Annotated in this window: 21 protein-coding genes and 4 pseudogenes; 13 read left to right on the top strand and 12 right to left on the bottom strand. The window is 63.4% G+C overall.

Annotation, left to right across the window (positions count from 1 at the left end):
• Positions 1 to 65 precede the first annotated feature (65 nt).
• Positions 66 to 1,016: a 2-hydroxyacid dehydrogenase gene (locus tag BVER_RS23165; protein ID WP_050455280.1), complete on the top strand. Its 951-nt coding sequence runs from the start codon at positions 66 to 68 to the stop codon at positions 1,014 to 1,016.
• Between the two features lie 3 nt (positions 1,017 to 1,019).
• Here the strand turns inward: BVER_RS23165 and BVER_RS23160 are convergent, their stop codons facing one another.
• A complete protein-coding gene (locus tag BVER_RS23160) occupies positions 1,020 to 1,529 on the bottom strand; it encodes a plasmid fertility inhibition factor family protein (protein WP_050455279.1) in 510 nt (169 codons plus the stop codon).
• A 210-nt stretch (positions 1,530 to 1,739) separates the two neighbouring features.
• On the opposite strand from BVER_RS23160, the pseudogene BVER_RS30520 reads away from it, so the two are divergent.
• The 4 genes and pseudogenes from BVER_RS30520 to pdeM form a co-directional block, all read left to right on the top strand.
• A pseudogene (locus BVER_RS30520) lies at positions 1,740 to 2,747 on the top strand (ligase-associated DNA damage response exonuclease); the annotation flags it as partial.
• 40 nt (positions 2,748 to 2,787) lie between these two features.
• On the top strand, positions 2,788 to 4,443 hold the full coding sequence (locus BVER_RS23150; protein ID WP_050455277.1) for an ATP-dependent DNA ligase: 1,656 nt from the start codon (positions 2,788 to 2,790) through the stop codon (positions 4,441 to 4,443).
• Positions 4,440 to 7,067, top strand: coding sequence for a ligase-associated DNA damage response DEXH box helicase (locus BVER_RS23145; RefSeq protein WP_050455276.1), 2,628 nt, complete (start codon positions 4,440 to 4,442; stop codon positions 7,065 to 7,067). The genes BVER_RS23150 and BVER_RS23145 overlap by 4 nt, the downstream gene beginning before the upstream one ends.
• Before the next feature lie 7 nt (positions 7,068 to 7,074).
• On the top strand, positions 7,075 to 7,740 hold the full coding sequence (gene pdeM, locus BVER_RS23140) for a ligase-associated DNA damage response endonuclease PdeM (protein ID WP_050455275.1): 666 nt from the start codon (positions 7,075 to 7,077) through the stop codon (positions 7,738 to 7,740).
• Between the two features lie 19 nt (positions 7,741 to 7,759).
• Here the strand turns inward: pdeM and BVER_RS23135 are convergent, their stop codons facing one another.
• On the bottom strand, positions 7,760 to 8,191 hold the full coding sequence (locus BVER_RS23135) for a hypothetical protein (RefSeq protein WP_050455274.1): 432 nt from the start codon (positions 8,189 to 8,191) through the stop codon (positions 7,760 to 7,762).
• A 330-nt stretch (positions 8,192 to 8,521) separates the two neighbouring features.
• On the opposite strand from BVER_RS23135, the gene BVER_RS23130 reads away from it, so the two are divergent.
• Positions 8,522 to 9,682, top strand: a complete 1,161-nt coding sequence (locus BVER_RS23130; protein ID WP_050455273.1) for an MFS transporter — start codon at positions 8,522 to 8,524, stop codon at positions 9,680 to 9,682.
• Positions 9,683 to 9,725: 43 nt separating this feature from the next.
• Positions 9,726 to 10,886: an MFS transporter gene (locus BVER_RS23125; RefSeq protein ID WP_050455272.1), complete on the top strand. Its 1,161-nt coding sequence runs from the start codon at positions 9,726 to 9,728 to the stop codon at positions 10,884 to 10,886.
• 4 nt (positions 10,887 to 10,890) lie between these two features.
• On the opposite strand, the pseudogene BVER_RS23120 reads toward BVER_RS23125, so the two are convergent.
• Positions 10,891 to 11,613 (bottom strand): annotated as a pseudogene (locus BVER_RS23120) (MFS transporter); the annotation flags it as partial.
• On the opposite strand from BVER_RS23120, the gene BVER_RS23115 reads away from it, so the two are divergent.
• A complete protein-coding gene (locus BVER_RS23115; RefSeq protein WP_232316720.1) occupies positions 11,606 to 12,250 on the top strand; it encodes a M26 family metallopeptidase in 645 nt (214 codons plus the stop codon). The pseudogene BVER_RS23120 and the gene BVER_RS23115 overlap by 8 nt on opposite strands.
• A 173-nt stretch (positions 12,251 to 12,423) precedes the next feature.
• On the opposite strand, the gene BVER_RS23110 is transcribed toward BVER_RS23115, so the two are convergent.
• The 5 genes and pseudogenes from BVER_RS23110 to BVER_RS23090 all read right to left on the bottom strand — a co-directional run bounded on the left by BVER_RS23110 (position 12,424) and on the right by BVER_RS23090 (position 17,779).
• Positions 12,424 to 14,610 (bottom strand): two-partner secretion domain-containing protein, encoded by a 2,187-nt coding sequence (locus tag BVER_RS23110; protein ID WP_050455270.1) that lies wholly within the window; start codon positions 14,608 to 14,610, stop codon positions 12,424 to 12,426.
• 160 nt (positions 14,611 to 14,770) lie between these two features.
• Entirely contained in the window at positions 14,771 to 15,541 is a 771-nt protein-coding gene (locus BVER_RS23105; RefSeq protein WP_050455269.1) for an ABC transporter substrate-binding protein, read from the bottom strand.
• A gap of 43 nt (positions 15,542 to 15,584) precedes the next feature.
• Positions 15,585 to 16,381, bottom strand: a pseudogene (locus BVER_RS23100) (ABC transporter ATP-binding protein).
• On the bottom strand, positions 16,374 to 17,087 hold the full coding sequence (locus BVER_RS23095) for an ABC transporter permease (protein ID WP_050455268.1): 714 nt from the start codon (positions 17,085 to 17,087) through the stop codon (positions 16,374 to 16,376). Before BVER_RS23095 ends, BVER_RS23100 begins: the two are co-directional and overlap by 8 nt.
• Positions 17,084 to 17,779, bottom strand: a complete 696-nt coding sequence (locus tag BVER_RS23090; RefSeq protein ID WP_050455267.1) for an ABC transporter permease — start codon at positions 17,777 to 17,779, stop codon at positions 17,084 to 17,086. Before BVER_RS23090 ends, BVER_RS23095 begins: the two co-directional genes overlap by 4 nt.
• A 195-nt stretch (positions 17,780 to 17,974) precedes the next feature.
• Between BVER_RS23090 and BVER_RS23085 the strand changes: the two genes are divergently transcribed.
• Positions 17,975 to 19,057 carry a M14 family metallopeptidase gene (locus tag BVER_RS23085; protein ID WP_157056182.1) on the top strand — a complete coding sequence of 361 codons (1,083 nt, stop codon included), beginning with the start codon at positions 17,975 to 17,977 and terminating at the stop codon, positions 19,055 to 19,057.
• Here the strand turns inward: BVER_RS23085 and BVER_RS23080 are convergent, their stop codons facing one another.
• Positions 19,058 to 19,915: an IclR family transcriptional regulator gene (locus tag BVER_RS23080; RefSeq protein ID WP_050455265.1), complete on the bottom strand. Its 858-nt coding sequence runs from the start codon at positions 19,913 to 19,915 to the stop codon at positions 19,058 to 19,060.
• A 265-nt stretch (positions 19,916 to 20,180) separates the two neighbouring features.
• Here BVER_RS23080 and BVER_RS23075 point away from each other — a divergent pair.
• Positions 20,181 to 21,347 (top strand): annotated as a pseudogene (locus BVER_RS23075) (aminotransferase class V-fold PLP-dependent enzyme).
• Between the two features lie 110 nt (positions 21,348 to 21,457).
• On the opposite strand, the gene BVER_RS23070 reads toward BVER_RS23075, so the two are convergent.
• Together BVER_RS23070 and BVER_RS23065 are read right to left on the bottom strand one after the other, a co-directional pair.
• The gene (locus BVER_RS23070; RefSeq protein ID WP_050455264.1) at positions 21,458 to 21,937 is read right to left on the bottom strand and encodes a GNAT family N-acetyltransferase; all 480 of its coding nucleotides are present in this window, start codon (positions 21,935 to 21,937) and stop codon (positions 21,458 to 21,460) included.
• Positions 21,937 to 22,224: a hypothetical protein gene (locus BVER_RS23065; RefSeq protein ID WP_157056181.1), complete on the bottom strand. Its 288-nt coding sequence runs from the start codon at positions 22,222 to 22,224 to the stop codon at positions 21,937 to 21,939. Before BVER_RS23065 ends, BVER_RS23070 begins: the two co-directional genes overlap by 1 nt.
• Before the next feature lie 200 nt (positions 22,225 to 22,424).
• Between BVER_RS23065 and BVER_RS34430 the strand changes: the two genes are divergently transcribed.
• The 3 genes from BVER_RS34430 to BVER_RS23060 all read left to right on the top strand — a co-directional run bounded on the left by BVER_RS34430 (position 22,425) and on the right by BVER_RS23060 (position 23,131).
• Entirely contained in the window at positions 22,425 to 22,577 is a 153-nt protein-coding gene (locus tag BVER_RS34430) for a hypothetical protein (RefSeq protein WP_157056180.1), read from the top strand.
• Positions 22,574 to 22,762, top strand: a complete 189-nt coding sequence (locus BVER_RS34425; RefSeq protein ID WP_157056179.1) for a hypothetical protein — start codon at positions 22,574 to 22,576, stop codon at positions 22,760 to 22,762. Before BVER_RS34430 ends, BVER_RS34425 begins: the two co-directional genes overlap by 4 nt.
• 81 nt (positions 22,763 to 22,843) lie before the next feature.
• Complete coding sequence (locus tag BVER_RS23060; RefSeq protein WP_050455262.1) at positions 22,844 to 23,131, top strand: hypothetical protein; 288 nt, start codon at positions 22,844 to 22,846, stop codon at positions 23,129 to 23,131.
• A gap of 188 nt (positions 23,132 to 23,319) precedes the next feature.
• Here BVER_RS23060 and BVER_RS36555 read toward each other — a convergent pair whose 3' ends face one another.
• The gene (locus BVER_RS36555; protein WP_440588105.1) at positions 23,320 to 24,942 is read right to left on the bottom strand and encodes a M20/M25/M40 family metallo-hydrolase; all 1,623 of its coding nucleotides are present in this window, start codon (positions 24,940 to 24,942) and stop codon (positions 23,320 to 23,322) included.
• Positions 24,943 to 24,947: the final 5 nt, after the last annotated feature.

Below are 24,947 nucleotides of genomic sequence, written 5' to 3'. Positions count from 1 at the left end.
TGGCCGCGTAGCGGTTCAGGTTGGCCAGTACACGTCACTCGACCCGACCGGACTGGCCAACCAACATGACCGCCTCGAATCCCACCCGGCTGATTCTCTTCAGCGCACGTCAGTACGATGCCGACACCTTCGCGCAGGCGAACACGTCGTTCGGCATCGAGCTGGATTTTCAGGAAGCGCATCTGGACGCCGAGACGGCCATCCTCGCGAGAGGATTCACGGCCGTCTGTCCGTTCGTCAAAGACAGCGTCGACGAGGCCGTGCTCGAACGTCTGCACGAAGGCGGCACGCGCGTGATCGCGCTGCGTTCGGCGGGCTTCAATCACGTCGATCTGAATGCGGCGAAACGGCTCGGCATGATCGTCACGCTCAACCGGCGGCTGCATCGCGCGGTGGCGCGCACCCGCGAAGGCGATTTCTCGCTCAACGGACTGCTCGGTTTCGATCTGCACGGCAAGACCGTGGGCGTGATCGGCACGGGCATCATCGGGCGCGTGTTCGGCAACATCATGGCGGGCTTCGGCATGCAGCTGCTTTGCTACGATCCCGGCAAACCCGCCGACGATCTGCTCGCGCGCGGCGCGCGTTATGTCGAACTCGACGAACTGCTCGCCAATTCGGATGTCGTCTCGCTGCACTGTCCGCTGTTGCCGTCGACCTATCACCTGATCAACGAGCACGCGCTCAACCGCATGAAGCGCGGCGCGATGCTCATCAACACCGGCCGCGGCGGACTGGTCGAAAGCCGTGCGCTGATCGGCGCGCTCAAGAGCGGCCAGCTCGGGCATCTCGGACTCGATGTGTATGAAGAAGAAGGCGGCCTGTTCTTCGAGGATCACTCGGATCATCTGCTGCAGGACGACGTGCTCGCGCGTCTGCTGATGTTCCCGAACGTGATCGTCACCGCGCATCAGGCGTTTTTCACGCGCGAGGCGCTCATCGAGATCGCGACAACCACGCTCGGCAACGTGCAGGCGTGGGTCTCGGGCGCGCCGCGCAACATCGTCGACGCCTGACTCTTAAACGAGTTCGCCGTATTCCGCGTCCGAGCTATCGGGCGCGGAGCACATCTCTCGAAGCAGATCCGCTTCGCGCTCGTGCACTTCCACCGGCATGCATAACGCGCCCGCGTGCGCCATGTAGCGCGCGCGATGCTGCCCGTTGCGAAACGCGACCACGCCTTCCCGATGCACGCCGATCAGGCCGAGCAAACCGCCCGACCGTCGCGCGGTGATGGTCACGTAAGGCATTTCCGGCACGCGGGGATTATCCGGATCGAGGAACTCGCGGATGCCGCGCACCTTCCCGGCATGCCAGTCGTCGACGCCTTTTAGCACGTAGTCGGTGTCGTCGCGATCGGCGCACGCGAGCAGCTTGCGCACATCGACGAGCACGACCTGATGACGTGCTCCCACCTCGGGAAATACCCGCTTCAGGCGCACGAAGTCATACTGGGGATGGCTTTGGAGCCTGACGATCCAGACCGCTTCTGCGGCGGTCGGCGCAACCATCGTGTCCATGTTCGGCATCTAAAGAGAACTGCGGTTCGCGCGCCCCGTGCGCGCTCGACTCGCGTACAGCCTCACTAAACAGAAGCTAAGGCCAATTAAACTTTTACACCCTAGCCGTCAAACGTGAAAGAGCCATGACGGGCACGTCACATGCTTTTGTTGCCCGAAACGAACACAGCAACAACGCCCGCAGGCTCAGGCTTCACGCGGCTGTCACGCAAACGATAAGTGGACAACTCTTCTGACCTCATCGTCGCGCGTCCCGAAGGGCTTTACTGTCCGCCGGGCCGCTTTTATATCGATCCCTGGCGGCCCGTCGAGCGCGCCGTCATCACGCATGCGCACGCGGATCACGCGCGTTTCGGTCACGCACATTACTTGTGCGCCGAACCGGGACGCGGCGTGCTGCTTTCGCGTCTGCCCGATATCGACGTGCAAGGTCTGCCATACGGTGTAGCAATCGACGTGAACGGTGTGCGCGTATCGCTGCATCCGGCCGGTCACGTGCTCGGCTCGGCGCAGGTTCGCGTCGAGCACGGCGGGCGCGTGTGGGTCGCATCGGGCGATTACAAGGTCGAGCCCGATCCGACCTGCGCGCCCTTCGAACCGGTGCGCTGCGACACCTTCATCACCGAATCGACCTTCGGCCTGCCGATCTATCGATGGGATCCGTCGCAAGTCGTGTTCGACGGCGTCGACACATGGTGGCGGCATAACGCGGCGCAAGGACGCGCGTCGGTGCTGTTCTGCTATTCGTTCGGCAAGGCGCAGCGCGTGCTCGCCAGCGTCGATGCGGGCATCGGTCCGATCTTCTGTCACGGCGCGGTCGAGCCGTTGAATCGCGCGTATCGCGAAGCGGGCGTGGCCTTGCCCGACACGCGGCCGGTCAGCGATATCGCCGCGAAAGACAAGGCCGCGTTCAAGGGCGCGCTGATCGTCGCACCGCCGTCCGCGCAAGGCAGCACGTGGATGCGACGCTTCGGCGATTACAGCGACGCCTTCGCCTCGGGCTGGATGCGGCTGCGCGGCACGCGGCGTCGCAAGGGCGTCGATCGCGGCTTCGTGCTGTCGGATCATGCGGACTGGCCGGGACTGCAACTGGCGATCGGCGCGACGCAGGCGGAACGCGTGATCGTCACGCACGGCCAGATCGAGCCGATGGTGCGATGGCTGCGCGAGCAAGGACTCGACGCGAGCGCGTTCCAGACCGAATACGGCGACGATGTCGTCGAAGCCCCGATGCATCGCCCGCGGAAACCACGGAGCGCCCGACGACATGAAACGCTTCGCCGCGCTCTATACCGCGCTCGACGCCACGACGTCGACCAACGAAAAGCTCGAAGCGCTGATCGCGTATTTCTCCGCCGCCGAACCGGAAGACGCGGCGTGGGCATCGTACTTTCTGGCGGGTGGCAAACCGCGCCAGTCGGTGCCGACGCGTCTGATGATCGGCTTCGCGCGCGACCACTCGGGCTTGCCGGAATGGCTGTTCGAGGAGTCGTATCAGGCGGTCAGCGATCTGGCGGAAACCATCGCGCATGTGCTGCCGCCCGCCACGCGCGAATCCGAACTCGGGCTGGCGCAATGGATCGAGGAACGCGTGCTGACGCTGCGCGGCGCGGATCCCGCCGAACTGCGCGAACGCCTGCTCGGCTACTGGGACGAACTGAACTGGGGCGAGCGCTTTCTGCTGACCAAGCTGATCGGCGGCGGCTTTCGCGTCGGCGTCGCGCGGCAACTGGTGGTGCGCGCGCTCGCGCAGGTCGCGGGCGTCGATCACAAACGCATCGCGCAGCGGATGGTCGGCTGGACCGATTCGCGGCAGGCGCCGAGCGCGGCGCGTTATCTGCGGCTGATCGCGCCGGAATCCGCGGGCGAAGATGTCGATACGCCGCACGAAAGCGATCTCGGCTTGCCTTACCCGTTCTTTCTCGCGCATCCGTTGCAGACCGATCCGGCGACGCTCGGGAATCCGTCGGACTGGATCGTCGAATGGAAATGGGACGGCATACGCGCGCAACTGGTGAAGCGCGGCGGCCGCGTGTGGATCTGGTCGCGCGGCGAGGATCTCGTCACCGAACGCTTTCCGGAGCTGGCGCAACTGGGCGAAGCCTTGCCCGATGGCACCGTGATCGACGGCGAAATCCTCGCGTGGGAACCGGGCGCGAGCGCGCCGCTGCCGTTCGCGCGTTTGCAGCCGCGCATCACGCGTAAGTCGCTGACGAAGAAAGTGCTCGCCGATTCGCCCGCCGCCCTGCTCGCCTACGATCTGCTCGAAGAAAACGGCCGCGATCTGCGCACCGACGCGCTGCACACGCGTCGCGCGAAGCTCGATGCGCTGGCTCGATCGCTGGCGGTGGATGTGCTGCGCGTGTCGCCGATGGTCGCCACATCGGACTGGCAGGCGCTTGCCGTGCTGCGCGACGAAAGCCGCGCGCGCGGCGTCGAAGGTCTGATGCTGAAGGAGCGCGCGTCGATGTACGGCGTCGGCCGCACGAAGGCGTCCGGGACGTGGTGGAAATGGAAGATCGATCCGTATTCGATCGACGCCGTGCTGCTCTACGCGCAACGCGGCCACGGACGGCGCGCAAGCCTTTATACCGATTTCACCTTCGCCGTCTGGGACGAAGCCGATGGCGTGCGCACGCTCGTGCCCTTCGCCAAGGCCTATTCAGGCCTCACCGACGAAGAGATGCGCCGAGTCGACGCGATCGTGCGCAAGACGACCGTCGAAAAGTTCGGGCCGGTGCGCAGCGTCACGCCGACGCTCGTCTTCGAGATCGGCTTCGAAGGCATTCAGGCGAGTCCGCGCCACAAGTCGGGCATCGCGGTGCGCTTTCCGCGCATGCTGCGCTGGCGCACGGATAAATCGATCGACGACGCCGACACGCTCGCCATGCTCAAAGGCTTTCTCGACGAGGCCATCGCATGAGCGCCGACGATATCGCCGATACGCCGACGAAGCGCCGCAATCCGCGCCCGCGACGCATTCCGCGCACGAAAGCGGCGCAAGCGAAACTCGATGCCGCCGCCGAGTTGTTCAAGCCCGCGCCGCTGAACTACGACGAAGCGAAAGCCGCCAAGCCCATCGAAGACCGCATCGCGCGATGGTTCGCCGAACGCGGCTGGACGCCCTTCCCGTTTCAGCGCGACATGTGGCGCGAAGTCGAACGCGGCGCGAGCGGCCTGCTGCACGCGACGACCGGCGCGGGCAAGACATGGGCCGTGTGGCTCGGCGCGCTGGCCGCGTTTGCAGGACCGCCGCGTCGCAAGACAAAAGCGAAAACAAAAGCGAGCGAACGAACCGCCGCACCGCTCACCGTCCTCTGGATCACGCCGATGCGCGCGCTCGCCGCCGATACCGCCCGCGCGCTGCAAACCGCCGTCACGTCGCTCAACGTGCCGTGGACGGTCGGACTGCGCACGGGCGATACCTCATCGAGCGAACGCGCGCGACAAAGCCGGCGCATGCCATCGGCGCTCGTCACGACGCCCGAAAGCTTCACGCTGATGCTGACCCGCGCCAACGCGCGCGACGAACTCGCGCATGTGCGGATGATCGTCGTCGACGAATGGCACGAACTGCTCGGCAACAAGCGCGGCACGCAGACGCAACTGGCGATCGCGCGGCTCGCGCGCTGGCGTCCCGACGTGCAGATCTGGGGCTTGTCCGCGACGCTCGGCAATCTCGCGCTCGCGCACGATGCGCTGCTGCATCCGGTGCGAACGCGGCGCGTCGTCGTGCAGGGCGCGCAGCCGAAAACGCTGGTCGTCGATACGCTGATTCCCGACACCATCGAACGCTTTTCGTGGGGCGGCCATCTCGGCGTGCGGCAAGTCGGTCCCGTCGCCGATGAAATCGAGCATGCGCAAAGCTCGCTGGTCTTTACCAACACGCGCTCGCAGGCGGAACTCTGGTATCGCGCGCTGCTTGAGCGGCGTCCGGAATGGGCCGGTTTGATCGCGCTGCATCACGGTTCGCTCGATAAGGAAGTGCGCGACTGGGTCGAACTCGGTCTGAAAAACGGCCAGTTGAAAGCGGTCGTCTGCAGGTCGAGTCTCGATCTCGGCGTCGATTTTCTGCCGGTCGATCGCGTGTTTCAGATCGGCTCGCCGAAGGGCGTCGCGCGCCTGATGCAGCGCGCCGGGCGATCCGGCCACGCGCCGGGACGCGTCTCGCGCGTGACGATCGTGCCGACGCACGCGCTCGAACTCGTCGAGGCGGCGGCGGCGCGCTGGGCGATCGGCGAGCATCGCATCGAAGGACGCGACATGCCGCTGAAGCCGCTCGACGTGCTTGTGCAGCATCTCGTCACCGTGGCGATCGGCGGCGGTTTCACGTCCGCCGACATGCTCGACGAAGTGCGCACCGCCTACGCGTATCGCGATCTGACGCAGCAGGAATTCGACTGGGCGCTGGCCTTCGTCGAGCGCGGCGGCGCGTCGCTGGCGGCGTATCCGGACTATCACCGCGTCGTGAAGGGCGACGACGGCGTGTATCGCGTGCCGCGCGAGGATCTGGTGCGGCAGCATCGCAACAATGTCGGGACCATCGTCTCCAACGCGACCATCAACGTCGCGTATATGACGGGCGGGCGCATCGGCGCAATGGAGGAAACCTTCATCTCGCGTCTGAAACCGGGCGATGTCTTCACCTTCGGCGGACGCACGCTCGAACTGATCCGCGTGCGCGACATGACCGCCTACGTGAAGCGCGCGACCTCCTCGCGCGGCGCGATGCCTTCATGGCCCGGCAGCAAGATGCCGCTGTCATCCGAACTGTCGGACGCGGCGCTCGTTATGCTCGCGCGCGCGAGCGACGGCGTGTATGACGAACCGGAAATGCGCGCGGTCAAACCACTGCTCGACTTGCAGGCGAAGTGGTCCGCGCTGCCGGGACCGGGCGTGCTGGTCGTGGAAAGCGTGCGCTCGCGCGAAGGGCATCATTTCTTCTGCTATCCGTTCGCGGGACGCATGGCGCATATCGGCCTGGGCTCGCTGATCGGCTGGCGCGTCGCGCGCGATCAGCCGAGCACCTTCTCCATTTCGATGAACGATTACGGCTTCGAATTGCTGTCGGCGCGCCCGTTCGACTGGGACGCGCTGATCGCCGACGGCCTGTTTTCGCCGGAGAATCTGGAGCACGACATTCTCGCGAGCCTCAATGCATCGGAGTTGTCGGCGCGGCGGTTTCGGGAAATCGCGCGCGTGTCGGGGCTGATTTATCAGGGGCATCCGGGACAGCAGAAAAGCGCGCGGCAATTGCAGGCATCGAGCGGACTGTTCTATGAAGTCTTCCGCAAGCACGACAGCGACAATCTGCTGCTCGCGCAGGCCGATCAGGAAGTGATGCTGCAAGAGCTCGAACTCGGCCGATTGCGCGCGGCGCTCGAACGCATGAGCGCGAGCCGCCTCGCTCTCACGCATCCGAAGAAGCCGACGCCGTTCGCCTTTCCGCTGATCGTCGGGCGATTGCGCGAGAAAGTCAGCACCGAAAAGCTCGCGGATCGCGTCGAGCGTATGCTGGCGGATCTGGAAAAAGCGGCGCAATCATAGGAGCAACATGGCGGTAGAAGCACTGACGATCGACTTACACGGGCACGCGCTCGTGCTCTCGGCAGAACGCGCGGCATTCGATCCGCGCGCGATGACCCTCTTTATCGCCGATGCCCATTTCGGCAAGGACGCCGTGTTTCGCGCGCGCGGCATTCCGGTGCCCGCGGGCGCGACCGGCGAAACCCTCGCGCGTCTCGATACGCTGATCGCGACGCACAAGCCCGCGTGCGTCGTCTTTCTCGGCGATCTTCTGCACGCGCGCGAATCCCACGCCGACGAAACCCTGCGCGCGCTCGAAGCGTGGCGCGAGAAGCATCGCGGCTTGCGGCTGGTGCTGGTCGAAGGCAATCACGACCGGCACGCGGGCGCGCTGCCGGCGTCGTTCGGCATCGAACTGGTGAAGGAACCGTATCGGCTGGGGCCGTGGGCGCTTTGTCATCATCCGCAGCAAGTGGACGATGCGTACGCGCTCGCGGGTCACGAGCATCCGGTGTATCGGCTGAAGACGCGGGTCGATAGCGCGCGCCTGCCGTGCTTTCGCTTCGGTGCGCGCGCGGGCGTGCTGCCGGCGTTCGGCGCGTTCACCGGCGGCTTCGAAATCAACGACGACGCGCGCGGCGAGGCGGTGTATGTCGTCGCGAGCGAACGCGTATTCGGCGTGCGCGCGTCTTAGCGCGCCTTAGTGATAGATCTCAGTGATAGATGGACGTCGACGACTGGAGCTTCGTCAGCGCGCCGCGCTGAAAGCGATACCAGCCCTGCGAGCCCTGCATCACGACCTCTTCGCCCTGCCAGAACACGCGCTGCACCGTCATGCGCTTGCCGGTGCGCTGCACCAGCGGCGGATTGCGGCGGAAGTCGTACAGCACCGGACCGGCTTCCGTCTGCACGAGCGTGCGCGCGAGCTTGCCGCTTGCATCCGCCGGCGCGTCGAAATGCGCCAGCGTCTTCGCGTCGAAGCGATCGAAAATCTGCCGGTCGTAGGTGGCGACAAAATCGCGATCGTCGCGCACGAATTGCAGTTCGCCCGAAGGCGTCGCGAACGGACCCATCGCATTGCTCTGCGCCTGCACATTGGCGGCGACACACAGACCGGCGATTAGCCCAAACAGAATTTTTTTCATTTGATGCGGATCAATAAGTTGCTGCGAATTTCCAACAGTAGCCGGCACAATCTACTGATGTTTCATGCGCAACGATCTGACCACGACGCCGCCTCGCGCGAAACATCCATCGTGCTTGATGCGACATGACGCAAAACTCCTGCGCCGCCGCGCCCTTCCTTAAAAATATCGTTCGCCGCGCAGTATCGCGCGGCCCGGCAACACTTAGGGTTTCTACCGGCATCTCAAAAATGGTTTAGGTAGAATCCGAGCTTGTATCTGTAATCCGCCTTACGGCCTGCGCCGCCAGCCCGACGACGCGCCTTAAGCGTGACACTCCGCGCGCTCCCCATGCCTCTTCCGCTCCTCGCTCTCGCCGTTGCCGCGTTCGGCATCGGCACGACCGAATTCGTCATCATGGGCCTCTTGCCCAACGTCGCCCGCGATCCCGGCGTGACGATTCCCGCCGCCGGCATGCTCGTGTCGGGCTATGCGCTCGGCGCGCCGATTCTCGCCATCGTCACCGCGAAGATGCCGCGCAAAAAGGCGCTGATGGGGCTGATCGCGGTGTTTATCGTCGGCAATCTGCTGTGCGCCATCGCGCCGAATTACTGGGTGCTGATGGGCGCGCGCATCGTCACGACGTTCTGTCACGGCGCGTTTTTCGGCATCGGCTCGGTGGTCGCCGCCGATCTCGTCGCGCCGAATCGCCGCGCGCAAGCCATCGCGCTGATGTTCACCGGCCTCACGCTTGCCAACGTGCTGGGCGTGCCGCTCGGCACCGCGCTCGGTCAGGCGGCCGGATGGCGCGCAACCTTCTGGGTCGTCACGCTGATCGGCCTCGTCGCGGCGGACGCGTTGCAGGTTTGTTTGCCGAAGCATATCGAGATGCGCGAAACCAGCATCCTGCGCGAATTCGACGTGCTGAAGAACCCGCAAGTGCTGATGGTGCTCGGCATCAGCGTGCTCGCGTCGGCCAGCCTGTTTTCGGTGTTTACGTATATCACGCCGATCCTCGAAGACGTCACGGGCTTTTCGCCGCATGCGGTCACTTACGTGCTGCTGCTGTTCGGTCTCGGCCTGACGGTCGGCAGCACGCTCGGCGGCAAGCTCGCCGACTGGAAGCTGCTGCGCTCGCTGTTGTCGTTCCTGATCGCGATCGTCGTGATCCTGACGATTTTCGCCGGCACGATGCACGAGCCCGTCTCCGCGTCGATCACGATCTTCCTGTGGGGCGTGCTGGCGTTCGCGATCGTGCCGCCATTGCAGATCCTGATCGTCAACCGCGCCAGCGACGCGCCGAATCTCGCCTCGACGCTCAATCAGGGCGCGTTCAACCTCGGCAACGCGACCGGCGCGTGGCTCGGCGGCTGCGTGATAAGCGCGGGCGCGCCGTTGACGGCGCTGCCGTGGGTCGGCATCGGCATGGCGGCCTGCTCGTTCGCGCTGACGCTGTTGTCCGCGACGCTCGACAAGCGCGCGCGACGGTTGTCGATCGGACAAGCTGCCTGATCTCTGGTGCGCTGCTTTTGTCCGCTGCGGTAAATTGCGGTCGATGAACCGCATTCTCTCGAAGGATTTTCTCGCGCTGATTCTGAGCGTCGCCGTGGTCGGGCTGGGCCTCGGCGCGACGCTGCCGCTGACCGCGCTGGCGCTGACGCAAGCCGGTCACGGCTCGGACGTCGCCGGCCTGATGACGGCGATGCAGGCAGGCGGTGGCCTCGCCGTCGCGCCGATCGCGAGCCGCATCGCGATGCGTTACGGCGCGCGCGAGACCATCGTCGGCACGGTGATCGTCGCGGCCTTCGCGACCATCGCGATGCAATTCTCCACCAACCTGTGGCTGTGGGCCGCGCTGCGCTTCCTGTGCGGCGCGGCGCTGATGCTGCTGTTTACCATCGGCGAAGCCTGGGTCACGCAACTCGCCGACGACTCCACGCGCGGGCGCGTCGTCGCCATCTACGCGACCGACTTCACGCTGTTCCAGATGACGGGTCCGGTGCTGATCAGCGCGATCGGCGACTGGACGTCGATGCGCTTCGCGATCTGCGGCGCGGTGTTTCTGCTGGCGCTGCCCGCGCTTGCGATGATCCGCGTCTCTCCGCACGCGCTCGATGCCGACGAAGGCGAGCACGGCGACTGGCGGCAAGTGCTGCCGCGCATGCCGGCGCTGGTCATCGGCACGGGATTTTTCGCGCTGTTCGATACGCTCGCGCTCTCGCTGATGCCGCTGTTCGCGATGTCGCACGGCATCGACGCGAAAGTGGGCGTGCTGTTCGCCTCCGCGATCCTGCTCGGCGACACGCTGATGCAGTTCCCCATCGGCTGGCTCGCGGACCGCATCGGGCGCGCGAAGGTGCATGCGGACGCGGGCGTCGTCGTGACGGTGCTGCTGCCGTGGCTGCCGTGGGCGGTGGCGTATCCGTGGATTTGCTGGCCGCTGCTGTTCGTGATCGGCGCGGCGGCGGGCAGCGTCTACACGCTGTCGATCGTCGCGTGCGGCGAACGCTTTCGCGGCGCGGCTCTGGTATCGGCGACGGCGATCGTCGGCGCGTCGTGGAGCGTGGCGAGCTTCGGCGGCCCGATCGTCGCGGGCGCGCTGATGCGGCGCGTCGGCGCGGATGCGTTGATCGCCGTGCTGACGGTCGCGGCGTTGGCGTTTCTGGTGGCAGCGTGGTGGGAACGGCGCGATGCGCTGCGCCGTCGCATCGCCTGACGACTCACGCCGTTCGCACCATTCCGCCCTTCTCCCGCCGCGCCCACGCCAGCACCACGACCAGCAGCGCTGAACACGCCACCGGCGCGGCCGCCGCATGAAACAGCGCGACGTTGCTCCAGCCGAGCGCGATCATCTGTCCGCCGACGAGCGGGCCGATCACCGATCCCACCCGCCCGATGCCCAGACTCCAGCCGATGCCGGTCGAACGCAGCGCCGTCGGATAGTAATTACCGGCGAGCGCATTGACCGCGGGCTGACCGCCGACGATGCAAAAGCCGCTCGCGAACACCGCGACGAACAGCCAGAGCTGCACATGCGCGACGCCGCCGATCATCCCGACGCACACCGCGCCGACGCAGAAACACGCCAGCAGCACGCGCACGAAGCCGAAGCGCTCGATAAACCAGCCGAGCATCAGCGTGCCGATCACGCCGCCCGTCTGCAATAGCGTGCCAACCAGCACGGCCATGCCGGGCGAATAACCGGCGTCGCGCATCACGGTGGGCAGCCAGTTCGACAGGAAGTACACATCGATCAGGTTCATGAAGCTGATCGCCCAGAGAATCAGCGTGACCGGGCCGCGTCCGGCGCGGAACAGTTCGGCCACGGGCGCGCCGCCGCTCGCCTTTTAGCGCACGACGAGGCGCGTGGTGTCGTCGATGCCCAGGGACGGATCGAAGCTCGCGAGCCATTGCCGCGCGCGCGATTCGCGGCCTTTGAGGACCGGCATCGTCTCCGCGCTGTACGACATGACCGGCAAGTGGACGCCCGGTACCATCCGCTCGAATGCCGCATGGAGCCCCGCGCCTTCGAGCGGGCTGAGGACGCAGGTGACGGCGTATAAGCTCGTCAATAATTTCGACGATCTGTCGAAGATACAGAACGACATGGCCGGGACCTACGCGCTCGGCAGCGCGCTCACGACCGATCTGAAAGACACCTCGCAGTTTCCCGTGCTGGGCCAGGCGTCACGCACGGCCTTCACGGGACAGTTCGACGGCATGGGCCATATCATCACGAACTGGAAACACAACGGCACGGAGCAGGCCGACAAGTCCGACGATGCCGATGTCGGTCTCTTCTGGCGGATCGGTTCGGGCGGCACGGTTCGCAACCTCGATCTGTATGTCAACGTCGACGCGGCCAATACGTATCTCGGCGCGCTGGCGGGCGTGAACGACGGGCTGATCGCCAACGTGCATACCGACGGATTTGTCGACTCGACGGGCACGCGGGCGACGGGCGGTATCGTCGGCCTCAACAACGGCACGATCGAGCACTCGTCGAGTTCCGCGGCGGTGGCGGGCGCCGGTCCTGTCGGCAATATTGCCGGAGTCAATCACGGCACCATCGTTCCGTAATGGGTCGGGTCGAGGCCGCTTCGCGTGGCCTCGACCCGCTCGCCCGTGCGCTCATTGCTCCGTTTGCCAGCGCAGGATCGGATGTGTGCCGCCGGCCGGCATGACCCAGACGCCGTCGGCGCCGAAGTTCCAGCTCGGCCCGAAGCTGGACGCCGTGCTCATTTGTTCGGTCGTCAGTCCTTGCGCATTCGGCACCGCCTTGCCGGATCCGACACCCGAGTAACCGCTGGTCTGCACGTTCCAGAAGACATTGTTATTGATGGTGCCCGTGTTGTTCTGCGCAAGCGACCCGGCGGGACTCGTCGGGAGTCCGTCGATACCGAAACGGTCGAGAAGGACTCCTCGATCGTGCCGCTATTGTCGTTCGCCAGACCACCCGAGCCGAACGTGGCGCCGGCCGATCCGGTCGCGTACGACTGCTTGATCAGGCCGCTGTTGGTTCCGGCGATGCCGCCCGGATGCGCGTGCGATCCGCCGCTCGCGTCGCCGGAAAACCACGACTGGACGATGGTGCCCGTATTGCTTCCGGCAATGCCGCCGATGCCGCCGATCGACCCGCTGTCCGATGCGCGCTGAATGGTGCCGTTGTTAATGCCGGCGATTCCGCCGCCGCCCATGTAGTTCACGTAGCTCCAGACGTTGCCGGTGTTGTGGACGTTCGAGATGAGCCCGTCGTTGATGCCCGCCACGGAACCGACGTACGAGTTGTAGCTCATCGCGACGGTGTTCGTCAGGTTGAGATTGCGGACGACGCCCGATGCGCCGATGGTCCAGAACATGCCGACGTAGGCGTCGTCGCCGGAGCCATCGCCGAGCAGCAGGCACGTGATGGTATGGCCTTGGCCATCGAACTGCCCGGTAAAAGCCGTGCGCGACGACTGGCCGAGAACGTCGGAGACCACGCCGAGATCGGTGCCGTCGATGTCCCTGCCGAGCGCGTAGTTGCCGCCCATGTCATTCTGCACCTTCGAGAGATTGTCGAAGGAGTTTACGAGCCGGTACGCGGTGACTTGCGTCTTGAGTCCGCTGAAGGGCGCGGCGCTCCACGCCGCATTCGAGCGGATGGTGCCGGGCGTCCATTTGCCGGTCATATCGTACAGGGCCGCCACGGCGCCGGTGCTCTTCGACCAGTCGATGGTGCCGCGGTTGGTCACGCTGCCGCCGTTGTCGACGCCGCTCGCGTCGGCGCGCAAGGTGAGATTGCCGGTGCCCGCGTTGCCGAGTGTGGCCATCGGGCCGACCGTGACGGAGAGGTAGGCATTGGCGCTGAGCGATGCATCGCCGGACCAGCGCATCGTCTGTTCGAGCACGATGTCGCCGAGCGTCGCATCGAGTGCGATGGAGGTGCCCTGATTCAACTGCTTGAGCAAGGTGGCGGCCGTGCTCGGCCCGATGTTGAATAGCGGCGCGCTTAGATTCCATTGCGCGGCGTGGATATCGGCATCGTCGAGATGAAGCGCGCTGCCGGCCGTGTCCACCGTGCCGCCGCTGCCGTCGGCGTTCTTCGCGAAGACGCTGGTGTGGACGTGCGCTGTGCCCTTCGGCGCGACGAGCCACACATGGCCGTCGCGTGTGGCGGTGCCTGTCGCACGCAGCGCGTTATCGTGGCCGGCCAGCGCGAAGACGTTGCCGTCCGCCGCCTGCAATGCGATTTGCGCCGCCGCGATACTACCTTTGTTGACGGCGTCGCCGTGGCTCGCGGCCTGCACGTAGGTTTGCGGCGCGGCGGAGGAGTCGTGGATTAGCACCGTATCGCCTGCCGCGAGTTCGGCCGAACCCTTCGGCGCGCCGATCGAGCCATCGTTCTCCACGAGCGTGCGCGAGATTAGGAACACGTCGCCGCCGGTCGAACTGATCTTGCCGAGGTTGACGACCGTACCTGTGCCGGTTCCAGAGAAAGAGAGATCGCCGCCGGCCATGAAGGCATCGTTACCGGTATCGAGTGCCGACGCGACGAAGCGGCCGCCCGTCGTCACCACGCCATTCTTGCCGATCACCACGCCCTGCGGATTGACGAGATAAAAACTTCCGGTCGACTTGAGGCTGCCGTCGATCATCGACTTGCCCGAACCCGTGACACGCGAAAGCGTTGCGCCTGAACCGTTGTCGACGTTGACCGTGTTGCCTTGTCCGATGGAGAAGCTGTTCCAGTCGATGATGCCGCGCGCGGAGCTTTGCGTGATGTTCACCTGATTCGCGCCGATCGCGATGCTGCCGGTGCCCGCCACGAATTTTCCGCCGCCCGGCAAAGGACCGGAAGCCGACGCTTCGGAACACCAAACACATAACGCTGCGCTGATCGACAGCGCCATGCGCGCCTGCTTGGTTAAGACGGCGTGACGCGATGCGACGTGATGCATGGTCTCTCCGGAAGATGAGCGCGAGGCGGGCTGCCGCGGCGCTCAATCAGCATAGGAAAGATTTCGTGGTTTTCAATAAGTCTTTCTTGAATACGCGAAGCACTGCCAAAGTGCGGTATGTCGACGCGCGTTCGTTCGATCCGATGGCCTGCTGCCAGAATCAACTGCCGTAAGGATCGAACTGAAAATACTTCGCGGCGAGCTGCTTATAGGTGCCGTCCGCCAGCATCTCCGCAAGCGCCTTGTCGATTTTTTCCTTCAGATCGGTATCGGATTTTCTGATGCCGATGCCCGCGCCGTTGCTCGCATACACGTTGCCGCCGCTGAACTTGAAGTCGGCGCCTTGCGGTGTGCGCAGAAAGCCGTATTCGCCAACGGCTGCATCCGTAAAGCAGCTATCGAGACGGCCTGCGGCGAGGTCCGCGAACACCTGGTCGAAGTTCGGATAAGAGACCACGCGCGCCCCGGCGGGCGCCCAATGTTCCTTCGCATACGATTCAGGCACCGTCCCTTGCTGAACGCCGATCGACTTTCCTTTCAAGGATTCGGCGATCGGCTCCAGATTCGCATCCTTGCGCACGATCAGCTTGTTCGGCGTCTTATACAACCTCGATGTGAAATCGATCACCTGCTTGCGCTTGTCCGTGATCGACATCGACGCCAGAATGGCATCGAACTTCTTGGCCTGAAGCGCCGGAATCATGCCGTCGAAGTCGTTCTGCACCCACTCGCATTTGGCGTGGATCCGTTTGCAGATTTCCGTGCCGAGATCGATATCGAATCCGACCAGCTTGCCACTCGCGTTGCGCGAGGAAAACGGCGGATGCGACGGATCGATACCGTACCGCAGCGTGGACCAATCCTGCGCGTTGCCAGATGACGAAGCAAAGGCCGCCGCGCAAAAGAGCAGGGTCGAAATGAGTTTTTTCATGGTTGAAAGTCTGCGGCTGATGATCCGATGATGATAAAAATGCTCAGGCTGCCGACAGGAACCGCCGCAACCGGCTGCTCGCGGAGTTGGCGAAGAGATCGGTGGGTTTGCCTTGTTCTTCTATACGTCCTTCGTGCAGGAAAATGACTTCGCTGGAGACATTGCGGGCGAAGTTCATTTCATGCGTCACCACGATCATCGTCCGTCCTTCCGCTGCGAGCTTCTGCATCACTTTCAGTACTTCGGAGACGAGTTCGGGGTCGAGCGCGGATGTCGGTTCGTCGAACAGCAACACGTCCGGATTCATCGTCAGGGCGCGGGCAATCGCCACGCGCTGTTGCTGTCCGCCCGAAAGATGCGCGGGATAACGCCGGGCGATGTCGGCACCCAAACCCACTTTGTCGAGGTTGGCCCGGCCGTATTCTTCGCCTCCCGCTTGCTGAGTCCGAGTACGTGAATCGGCGCGTGCATGACGTTGTCGAGCACCGTCATATGCGGCCAGAGATTGAAATGCTGAAATACCATCGCGAGCTTCGAGCGGATTCGGCGCAACTGATGTTTATCGACCGGTCTCAACGTGCCGGTCTTGTCCTGCTTCATGCGGATTTCCGCCTGATCGACAAAAATCCGGCCTGCCGACGGATGTTCGAGCATGTTCATGCAGCGCAGCAGCGTGCTCTTGCCCGAACCCGACGAGCCGAGAATGCTGATGACATCGCCGGCGCGAGCGCTGAGCGACACGTCCTTGAGTACTTCATGCGCACCAAAGCTTTTGTGGAGGTCGTCGACCACGAGCTTGGCCGTGGCGTGCGACTGATCGGTCGAAGCAACGTTAGTCATTTTGCGGTTTCAGGTAAGCGAGCCAACGGTTTTCTGCCTGTCGAAACAGCCAGACCAGCGAGAACGTGATGCCCGAATAAAGCAGGAAGGCGATGCCAAATGCAGCAAAGGATTGGTAAGTGGCGGAATTCACATCGCGCGCGACCTTGAGCAGATCCGGCACGGTTGCGGCGAACGCAACCGACGTCGAATGGAAGACCAGAATGACTTCGTTGCTGTAACTCGGAAGCGATCGCCGCAATGCCGACGGAAGAATGACGTGCAAATAAAGCTGAAGCTTCGACATGCCCGCGGCAAGGCCGGCTTCTATTTCTCCCGCAGGCGTCGCCTTGATCGCGCCCGCGAAAATCTCGGTCGTGTAGGCACACGTGTTCAATACGAAGACGAGCAGCGAGCAGTGCATGCCATCGCGAAAGAACGCATTCGTGAGCGCGTGATTGCGGATCACTTCGAGGCTGAACACGCCCGTATAGCAAAGCAGCAACTGCACGAACAGCGGCGTGCCGCGAAACAGATAGGTATAGAGCCAGACTGTGCGTGACACGATGCGGTTATCCGAACTGCGTGCAACGGCCATCGGTACGGCCAGCAGAGAACCGATCACGACGGAGAAGATCAGCAGCCAGACCGTGATGACGAGCCCCGTGTATTGATAGCCATCGGTGTAAAGGTAGTTGCGCCAGTATTCGCGGAATACGTCGATCATAGGGTCACCTTGCGCACGCCGATGTCATAGCGTTTTCCGAGGTAACGCAGCACGAGATTGGAAATCGTCGTGATCAGCAAGTAGACGAGAGCCGCCACGCCGATAAAAAAGAAATAGTGCGTCGTGGTCTTGCCGGCGTCCTGTGCGGCCTTGACGACGTCAGACAGCCCGATGACCGAGACGAGCGCGGTGGACTTGACGATCACCTGCCAGTTATTGCCGATCGCGGGCAGCGCGAAGCGCATCATCTGCGGAAACAGGATGTGCGCGAGGACATGACCGAACGACATGCCGAGCGACGTCCCCGACTCGAGTTGTCCGCGTGGAATCGCGAGAAACGCGCCCCGGAAGGTCTCGGTGAAGTACGCGCCGTGGATCAGACCCAGCACGATCACACCTGCGGCAAAGGGCTTGATATCGATTTGCGACCAGTGCAGACGCTCGGTGATGCCGTTCAGCAGAATCTGGATGCTGAAGTAGAGCAGCAGCATTAACACGAGGTCCGGCGCGCCGCGCACGATCGTCGTGTAGCACTGCGCGACTCTGGCGATCCAGCGGCTGCCGAACAGTTTGGCGGACGCCCCGAGCAAACCGATCGCAAAAGCCAGCGCCAGCGAGCAGATCGCCAGTTGCACTGTTTGCAGCGCGCCGTCAATCACGAGCGCGCCGTATCCGTCGAGAAAGAAACTCATGCACCAGGTCCCGCTGCCAGTTCTGCGTTGAAAAGTGGGCGCGCGAGCATCGCGTGTCCGGTATGGCGCATTTGATCGCAAGCCAAATTCGATGTCAACGATGTTCCGTTAAATGGAACTAAATATAACCTTAAAACGGGATAATATCGCGGTATTGGAACTAGAATGTGCTTACGCCGGCAAAGGAGACGAAACGTGTTACACGAACGCATACCGTTGCTGCCGTCGACGATCGGTACGCAGCGTGAAGTCGTGCGCCTGACATACGGGCCGCAGGGCGCGGACATGAAGGTTTATCTGCAGGCATCGCTGCATGCCGACGAAACGCCCGCCATGCTCACGGCGCATGTGCTGCGCGACTTGCTTCAATCGCTCGAAGACGCTGGCAAGCTGGCCGCGACGATCACGCTCGTGCCGGTCGCGAATCCGATCGGCCTGAGTCAGCATGTGCTCGGCCAGTTCTTCGGATGTTTCGATCTGAACAGCGCGGCGAATTTCAATCGTGGCGTCGCACGCCCGAAGGACGTTTGCGCGCGTCTGGAAGGCCGGTTGCGCGATGACGTCGTGTCGAACAGGCGTGCGATCAAGGATGCGATGCGCGCTTTGCTCGATGCATCGCCGCCCGCGACCGAATTCGATTCATTGCGTTCGACGCTGCTGAAGATGTCGTGCGACGCCGACATCGTGCTCGACATTCATTGCTCGCTGGAAGCCGTCGTCCACCTCTACACGGACGTCGAGGCGTGGCCGCGCGTCGAATCGCTCGCGCGTCATTTGCGGTCCAGGGCTCAAATGCTGTTCGTCGGCGCAGACTTGGGCTTGTTCATCGACTGGGTACGTCTCGCTTGGGCCGACGTACGCGCGCATGTCGGCGACCGTTATCCGATCGGCGAGGGCGCGGTGACAGCCATTATCGAATGCGCGGGCGAGCGCGACGTGTCATACGAGTCCGCGCGGCAACAGGCGCAAGCGATCATCGCTTATCTCGTCGAGCGCGGCGCGATACGCGACACGCCGTCTACGCCGGACGCATTGCTGCATCCGGCCACGCCGCAAGCCGCGAGCGAGCACTTCTACGCGGCGAGCAGCGGGATTGTGGTGTATCGGGCGCGAATCGGCGATGTAGTGGAAATCGGCGATGCGATCTGCGATATCGTCGATCCGATCACCGGAGGCACCGTCACGCTCAGAAGCGGTACGAAGGGCGTGTTCTACATGCGGCGCGCGATCCGCTTTATCACCGCTGGCGCGGAGATCGGCCGCGTGACGGGCGGATAATCAGGAGCGTTTGCGGCGTGCGGGCTTGATCGCGGGTTCGGCGGGTTCGTCTTCCGCTGCATTGTCGCCGTCGATCACGCCGAGCATTTTCGTGATGCGCAGTGCCGCCGCTTGCAAGGTCGGCACCAGCAGCGTGATTTGCTCGAGCGATTTGCGTGCTCTCGGCGCGGAGATGCTCAGGCACGCGATGATGCGCCCGTGCGGGCCCGCAATGGGCACGGCCGCGCCGACCACGCCGATCGCGAATTCGGAATCGTTGGTCGCAAAGCCTTTCTTGCGCGCGAGCTCGATTTCGAGCCGCAGCCGCTCGGGATCGACGATGGTGTAGGGCGTGATCGGCTCCCACGGACCGCTCAGCAGATAGGCCTCGATCTGCTTCTTCTCCATGTTCGCGAGAAACACGCGTCCGCTGGACGTGCAATGCGCGGGCGCGCGATGCCCCTTCTGGAAATTGAGCGTCAACGGCGAGTGACCGATCGCGCTGTCGATATACACGACCTCGGAGCCGCGCATGACGCCGAGGCTCACGGTTTCCTCCGTGCGCCGCGACAGTTCCAGAAGCAGCGCGTGAATCTGTCCATGCAAGGTCGATGCCGCGAGAATGTTCGTCGCGAGCTCGAGCAGGCGAGGGCCGACCTGATAACGGCCGCGGTCGACGCCGTGTTCTAAAAAGCCGAATTCTTCAAGATTGCTGACGAGGCGATGCGCGGTGGTCTTCGGGATGCCGAGCGCCGCGGTAATGTCGGCGGTCGTCACGCGGCCCGCCTGCGCGGCCATTTCGATGATATGAAACGCGCGCTCGGTCGGGGACACTTCCGGTTCGGACGATTCGGCGACGACGGGTTCTTCCTTGCGCATGTGGGCTGAGTGGTCTCGGTTGTGGCGTTCTTTTCGCGGCAAGCGGATGCCTAGGATACTCGATCGGCGTCATGCCCCTGAAGCTAATGCCATCAGTCTATCATTTGCGAAGATATATTCCGATAAAAGGAACTAATTGTTACCAATAATCGGAATTAATTTGACATCGGCTGTCGACGATCGTCTAATGCTCAAGGATTCGGCATGCGAAAGCCGATGAATCTTTCGCTCGCGTGTATTTCGAAGAACGCCTGAGACATCACAGATGATTCCGACCGACAAGCTTGCCGCTGTTCGCGAACAGTTTCCTGTCACGCGCCATCAGTTGTATTTCGATTCGGCGCACCAGACTCCGCTCGCGCAGAGCGTGCGAGATGCGCTCGTCGCTTTTTTTTCCGAAGGACTGGAAATGGCCGGCCCGAAACCCGTCTGGCTTCGTCGTGTCGAGGAAACGCGGGCGAGCGTGGCGGCGTTCTTCAATGCCTCGCCTTCGGAGATCGCGTTCGTCAAGAACACGTCGGAGGGGCTCAACATCGCGGCGAACGCGGTGCCGCTGAAGGCCGGAGACAACGTCGTGCTGATCGAAGGAGACCATCCCAACAACGCCTATGCGTAGCTGAATCTCAAACGCAACGGCATCGACGTGCGATTTGCGCCGGTGCGGGACGACGAGGTCGCCACGGCGAAGACCTTCGAGCCGTATGTCGATGCGCGCACGAAAGTCATATCGCTTTCGCACGTCACGTTCCATGCGGGGCAGGTGCACGACCTGACGAGCATCGGCACGCTGTGCAAGGAGCGCGGCATCTATCTGATCGTCGATGCGATGCAGTCGGTCGGCGTGATTCCGCTCGATGTGAAGGCGCTGAATATTTCGGTGCTGGCGGCCGGTACTCACAAAGGCTTGCTGGTGCCGCAAGGCCTCGGCGTGCTGTATATCGCCGATGGTCTCGACGAACTGCAGCCGGCCTACCTCGCGATGTCGAGCATGGCCAATCCGCCGTCGGACTATGTTGCGCGCCCCGACGACATGGCCGTGCGCAAGGACGCGCTGCGCTTTGAATTCGGCAACGTCAATCTGCCCGACGTGCACGCGCTTTCCGCCGCGATCCGGCTTATCCAGAGCATCAGCGTGGCGGCGATCCAGAGGCACGTGCAGTCGCTCGGCGATCTGCTGCTCGAACATCTCGATACGCTGGGCGTAAGCGTGGTGGGTCCGCGGGCGCGTAGCGGGCGCAATCACATTTATACGCTGGCACTTCCGGTCGAAAAATGGGCCGCGTTCTTCGAGCACAAAGGCGTGCGCGTCTCGCCGGAGCGTGGCGGCATCCGCGTGTCGTTGGCGATGTTTAACACGGTTGGCGACATCGAAAGGCTGGTGGACGTGATTCGCGCCGGACTGCAAGCGGACAGCGTGGCACTAAGCCGGTAGCGCCGAATGAGCGGTCAGGACCATCCAAGCAGTGATCCTGTTTGCACGATGGCGGATGGCGACTTCAATGCCCGACAACTTCGGCGTGTAGAAGTTTTTAGCTAGCGCGTCTACGCGATCGCGTTCAGGCTTTTTTCGAAACAGCAACGACCGGCTTGCACACTACTCGGTCCGCAGCGTTCGGTCGGAACAAATTGATTGTGCTCGAAGAATCGCAATGCGCGCCGATTCATCGCGGATACTTCGACCACGATCGTGTGATATCCCTTTTCGAGTGCATCCGCTTCGAGCTTCTGCAAAATCGAGCGGGCGATGCCCATGCCGGGCGTCCGCGAGTACAAGCGTTTGAGTTCCGCTATACCATAGTCGAAGCGCGTAAAGCCGCCACATCCGATCGGAACCTGCTTCCTGTTCCGCGCGACCAGCAGAGTGGAACGAGCTGAATACATTTCTTCGAGAAGAAAGGGCGTAGATGCGGCATTGCCGGCGAATATCGCGAGCATGGCGCTCACTTCGTCGAATAATCCTTGTGCGTCGAGTGACCGCGGATCTTCGCGGTTGATCGTTACGTGAGTTTCCGTTTGCTTCATCACCCGCCTCCCGATGGCTTATGAATCCGTCGGAGCAAACTTGAGGCCAGGCTGACACGAGCATCTCGCGACATCAATTCGATGCGACGGATCGTCATGTTCCGATCTTCAATTTGAGCGTGCCGGTATTCCTTCAGGACAACCAGACGCTTTAGCCCCAGCAGCGTTTCCTCACTTGCCTCGGAAAATCGCTTCAACTCGATTGCCTGCCGACGAATGCGTTTGTCGAGCACCGCTATGTGGGCGTCGACCTGTTGCAGGTGATGTGTTTCGTCTGCGAGATCCATGACCGTCTCCGCCTGGCGATGACGCTGCGTGAGCAATCGCCATGCTCGCGAACATGAGTGTCGGGTACGGGGATAGCTGGCAGGTCCGTGGACAAAGCCCCCACAAAGTTCGGCATGGCGTTTGCGCATGAAGTTATTGAACGTGCAGCACGACCGCTGTATGTGCGTAAAGCTAATTTCGCCAACTATGGAGAAGCGCAATGAATGCAACGAAGAAGAAGCTAATGGTCTCTGCTCTCATGCTCGGTCTGTCCGCTGGTGTGTATGCGCCCAGGCGAGCGGCGGCGCGGGTGGAGAAGGCGCGGGTGCTGGCGGACCGGCCGGAGCGGGCGGTAACGGATCGGCGGCGATGAGCAAGGGTACGGGCACCGCCGGTATGGGCGGCGCGAACGACGGATCAACCGGAGCAGGCGCGCCGGTAAGAAGTGGCATGGGAAATGGCACCAATCAGGGACCGTCGTCGGGAAGGTCGAGCACGCAGATGAAATCGCACGGCACGCAATCTGGCACCGGCTCGTCGAATCAAAGTGGTTATTGAAACCGGCTTTCTAGGGGTCGTCGAGTGACGATTGCAGCAAGGTAGTCACATCGACCTGAGGATGCTCACGCGGAAACTGCAATGAATCGCCTTTTTGGAATCGGCCCGAAGCGGGTCTTCGCGTGCATTTGCCTATGCGGACCGTTGTTCGCGCACGCTCAACCATCGGGCGCACCGCCTGCCACGCCCCCAACGTGGGGCGGAATAAGCGGTAAGTCGGCCGGTTATGTCGGCGGCGGCGCGGCGGGACAAGCGGGCACCGACCCGGCCACCTTGAAGCGCACAGAGGAACAACGTCTTATCAAGAAACATGAGCAGTCCGGCGCAAGCGATGCGGATAAGGCGCAGCGCAAGGACTACAAGGAGTGATCGAGCAGAGTCATAGCCGCCAGGTGCACGGACGTGCCAGTGCGCACGATCGTAGCCGCCAACCATTCATGCTCCGCACGCTGTTGCGCGCCAATAGGATGCGTGCGACACCAAGCGAATTCCAAACAGCGATCGCGGTTCGCCGACTCTAAAAAGCCAACGAACCCGCACACGCACAACCGCGTTAATCAAGCCACCAGATCCTTGGCAAAGCCCGATGCGAACGCATTCAACGCATCGATCAAAGCCGAGTCGTTGTTCGCGCTGGCCAGGCGAAGTTTGACCGCATCGGCGGCGAGCGCATCGACGAAGCCGTGCAGCGAATCGTTCGTCATCGCGATGCCTTCATGCCGCTCGAAAAACGCCGAGGCTTTTTCGGCCAGCAGGATCAGCGCGGCCGCGTCGCCGCCCGGCTGACGGGCGCCGTCGCGGCACTGGAGCGCGAACTCCCTGATATCGGCCAGGCCCAGGCCGCGTCTCGAAAGCGATGCCGCTGCCAGTTCAAGATTCATCATTGCTTCTCCACAAGTAAGGCGTCGCGCGTCGCGACTGATCAGACGAAGGCGTCGATGCCCGCGTACAGCAGCTCGACCCCGTCCATGAAATCGGCGAGGCGCATGGCCTCGTCTGGATTGTGCGAACCGTTCTGATTGCGCACGAAGATCATCGCGCTGCGGATGCCGCCTTCGGCGAACATCGCGGCGTCGTGACCCGCGCCGCTCGGCACGTGCTGCGCGGGCAGATTCAGCGCGCGCGCTTTGTCTTCGAGCAGCGCGATCCAGCCTGCGTCCATCGTGGCGGGTGCGGTCTGCAACAGCGCGCCGGTTTCGAAGCGCACGCCATTGCGATGCAGCAGTCTCCGCGAGCGTGTGCTCGAACGCGTCGAGCACGCGCGTCAGCACATGCCGGTCCGCGCTGCGCGCCTCGAAGCTGAAATCGACTTCGCCGGGAATGCGCGAGATCGCGTGCTCTTCCGCGCGCGTGCCGAACACGCCGCAGGTCATCACGAGGTCCGCGCCATCGGCGAGCACGGTTTTCCAGTACGCGTCGAGCGCGCTGACGACGTGGGCCGCGGCGAACACCGCATCGTGACGATGCTCGCGCGGCACCGCGCCCGAATGACCCGGCTGGCCGATGCAGCGCACGTTCCGGTAGCGCACATTGCCGCGAATCGACGGCACGATGGCGACGGCGCGCCGGGCATCGTCGAGCAGCGCGCCCTGTTCGATATGCAGTTCGATGTAACCCGCGACATCGTCCGATGCGAGCAGGATCTCGCCCGCCGCGATGGCGTCGACATCGGTGCCGACTTCGCGCATGCACGCGGCGAGCGTGGCCCCGTTCGAGCGATGCCGCGCGTCCAGCGTCGCGCGCGGCAAACGCCCGAAGAGCGCGCTCGATCCGATATAGGCCTTCCCGAACCACGCGCTTTCTTCGCCGCGCAACGCGAGCACATGAAGCGGATGCGCGCCGCGCCGTCCTTCGTCGCGTTGCCGCATGAGACACAGCAGGCCCGCGACGACGCCCGCGAGGCCGTCGAAGTTGCCGCCTTCGGGCACGGAGTCCATATGCGATCCGCACAGGATCGGTCGTGCGCGCGGATCGTCGGGCAACGAGAACGTGACGTTGCCCGCGCGATCAGTGCGCGACGCGAAACCTTGTTCATCGGCGAAATCGGTCAGCACGCGGAGCGCGCGGCTTTCGCCCGCGCCGTAGGATTCGCGCGTGACGCCGAGACGTCCCGCCGTGGCCGCGCGCACCGTGTCGAACAGATGTTGCGCGATCTGCGCGTAATGAGCGGATGCGTTCATGCGAG

It is taken from the genome of Candidatus Burkholderia verschuerenii, assembly GCF_001189365.1.
In the GTDB taxonomy this organism is placed as follows: Bacteria; Pseudomonadota; Gammaproteobacteria; order Burkholderiales; family Burkholderiaceae; genus Caballeronia; species Caballeronia verschuerenii.
This window is presented reverse-complemented; position numbering and strand designations above follow the sequence as displayed.